Origin of the sequence: Corallococcus sp. CA053C (genome assembly GCF_003611675.1) — a bacterium.
Lineage (GTDB): Bacteria > Myxococcota > Myxococcia > Myxococcales > Myxococcaceae > Corallococcus.
Genome location: NZ_RAWA01000676.1, coordinates 1 through 2678 on the forward strand (window position 1 = coordinate 1; position 2678 = coordinate 2678).

Consider the following 2678-nt stretch of genomic DNA (forward strand, 5'->3'; position numbering starts at 1 on the left):
GCTCATAGGCGCCCCGGTGCCACGTCCGCAAGGGCGGGGGGCGGGAGGCAGCACGGCGCTGTCGATAGGGCTTCTCATCGCGGAGGCTCGCCTCCAGCTTGAGGGCCTGGGCTGACAGCGGTATGTCAGGATTCCGGGACCATGCAGCGCACCGAGCGTCTATTCGCCCTCGCGGAGTACCTGAGAGGTCGCCGTACCGGCGTCACCGCGGAGGTGCTGGCGGAGCGCTTCAACGTGACGGTGCGCACCATCTACCGGGACCTGGACGCGTTGCGCGCCGCGGCGCTGCCGGTGGGAGCGGAGCGCGGCCGGGGCGGCGGGTACGCGTTGGACCGCAGCTACAGCCTGCCGCCGGTGAACTTCACCGCGCGCGAGGCGGCGCTCGTGGTGGCGCTGGGCCGCTTCGCCATCGACATGCGGCTGTTGCCCTTCACGGGGACGCTGGAGTCGGCGCTCGACAAGGTGCGCTCCGCGCTGTCCACGTCCGCGCAGCGCGAATTGCTGGAGCGGCTGCGGGAGCTGACGTTCCTGGGCGTGCCGTCGCTGCCCACGAAGAAGGCCGTGCGCGAAGCGTTGGAGCGCGCGTGGTTCGAGCGCCAGCGGCTGCGCATCACCTACGTGGACGGCAACTTCCTGGAGACGACGCGCGAGGTGCGCATCGAGTCCGTGGTGATGGACCGGCACGAGACGCGGCTGGACGCGGTGGACCTCGCGTCCGGCGAGCGGCGCCACTTCCGGTTGGACCGCATCACGCGCGCCGAAGTCCTGGGGTGAAGCGGCGGGGCCCCGCGCTACGGTGCGGAGGCCCGGCCCTCGATGAGGGGGTGGCCCTCCGCGGGGTAGCGCGCGGCGTAGTGGCGGGACTGGGCCTGGTACTGCACGCGCAGGAAGACGTCCTGCTGCGCGGGGCTCCAGCCCCAGGCGGCCAGCTCCCGGGCGCGCGTGCTCGCGTAGAGCGTGAAGAGGAACGCGTCGTCCTCGCGGGTGACGGGGCGCAGGTGCGTCGCGAGGGGCGGGGGCGCGGGAGTCGTCACGGCGAAGGACCTTCCCTCGAGGGCGGGTGGAAGGCGCGCAAGAAGGCCCGACGCGCGGACCGCAGCGTAACCCCGTGCGCGCCTGCTCCGCTCTTCATGAAGTGTCATCATGAGGGGAGGTCCATCCGTCTCTCTCGCAGGAGGTCCCGCCGGTGTCCCGTTCCCCGTCTCACGTGCGAGTCGCCATCGGGGGCGCCGGCTTCGCCGGACTGGGCATGGCCATCCGGTTGAAGCAGGACGGCGTCGACGACTTCCTCGTCTTCGAACGGGCGGACGACGTGGGCGGCGTCTGGCGCGACAACGTCTATCCCGGCATCGCGTGCGACGTGCAGTCGCTGCTGTACTCGTTCTCCTTCGTGCCGAACCCCGGCTGGTCGCGCGTCTATTCGCCGGGCGCAGAGATCCAGCAGTACCTGCGCGAGTGCGTGACGCGCTTCGGCCTGTCCCCGTTCCTGCGCTTCGGGCACGCCGTCCTCTCCGCGCGGTGGGACTCCACGCGGCAGCACTGGCGGCTGGAGACGTCCCGGGGCTCCTTCACCGCGGACGTCTTCGTGGCCGCGGTGGGCGCGCTGAGCGAGCCCGTCATCCCCTCGCTGCCCGGGCTGGAGCGCTTCCAGGGCAAGGTGATGCACTCCGCGCGCTGGGACGTGGAGTACCCGCTGGCCGGGCGCACCGTGGGCGTGGTGGGCACGGGCGCGTCCTCGGCGCAGATCGTCCCCGCCATCCAACCCACGGTCGGCCGGCTCGTCCTCTTTCAGCGCACGCCCGCGTGGGTGCTGCCCCGGGGGGACAAGCCCATTGGCCCCCTGCGGCGCGCGGTGTACCAGCGGGGGCCCGGCGTGCACTGGCTCCTGCGCCAGGGGCTGCGCCTGCTGCGCGAGGCCCTGTCCCTGGGCTTCCAGCACCCTTGGATCCTCCGCGCCGCCCAGCGGTGGGCGCTCCGGTACCTGGCGAAGGCCGTGACGGATCCCGTGCTGCGCGACAAGCTCACGCCCCGCTACACGATGGGGTGCAAGCGCGTGGTCGTCTCCGATGACTACCTGCCGGCCCTCACCCGCGACAACGTGGAGGTCGTCACGTCCCGCATCCGCGAGGTGCGCGAGCACGCGGTCATCACCGACGACGGCGCCGTCCACCCGGTGGACACGCTCATCTTCGGCACCGGCTTCCAGGTGACGGACATGCCGCTGGGGCACCACGTCCACGGCCCGGATGGGCGCACGCTCGCGGACGTCTGGGAGGGCAGCCCCAAGGCCTTCCTGGGCACCACCGTGAGCGGCTTCCCCAACCTCTTCCTCCTCCAAGGGCCCAACACCGTCCTGGGCCACACCTCCGTGCTGCTGATGATGGAGGCCCAGCTGGAGCACGTGCTGGGCGCGCTGCGTTACCTGGACGCCCGGGGCGCGGCCGCCGTGGATCCGGTGCCGGAGGTGCAGGACGCCTTCATCCGTGATCTGGATGCGCGGCTGTCCCATACCGTCTGGAACCAGGGCGGCTGCCGCAGCTGGTACCTGGACGTCACGGGTCGCAACTCCGTCCTCTGGCCCGGCACCACGCTCGCCTTCCGCCGAAGGGTGGAGCACTTCGACCCCGCGGACTACCGCACCTGTCTCTTTATACACATCTGACGCTGCCGACGAACTC

Annotated in this window: 2 protein-coding genes; one reads left to right on the top strand and one right to left on the bottom strand. The window is 71.6% G+C overall.

Going from position 1 to position 2678, the window contains the following annotated elements; translation table 11 throughout:
- Positions 1 to 141: 141 nt before the first annotated feature.
- The gene (locus tag D7V97_RS41985) at positions 142 to 774 is read left to right on the top strand and encodes a YafY family protein (protein ID WP_120616129.1); all 633 of its coding nucleotides are present in this window, start codon (positions 142 to 144) and stop codon (positions 772 to 774) included.
- A gap of 17 nt (positions 775 to 791) precedes the next feature.
- Here the strand turns inward: D7V97_RS41985 and D7V97_RS41990 are convergent, their stop codons facing one another.
- Positions 792 to 1034: a hypothetical protein gene (locus D7V97_RS41990; RefSeq protein ID WP_120616130.1), complete on the bottom strand. Its 243-nt coding sequence runs from the start codon at positions 1032 to 1034 to the stop codon at positions 792 to 794.
- Positions 1035 to 2678 lie beyond the last annotated feature (1644 nt).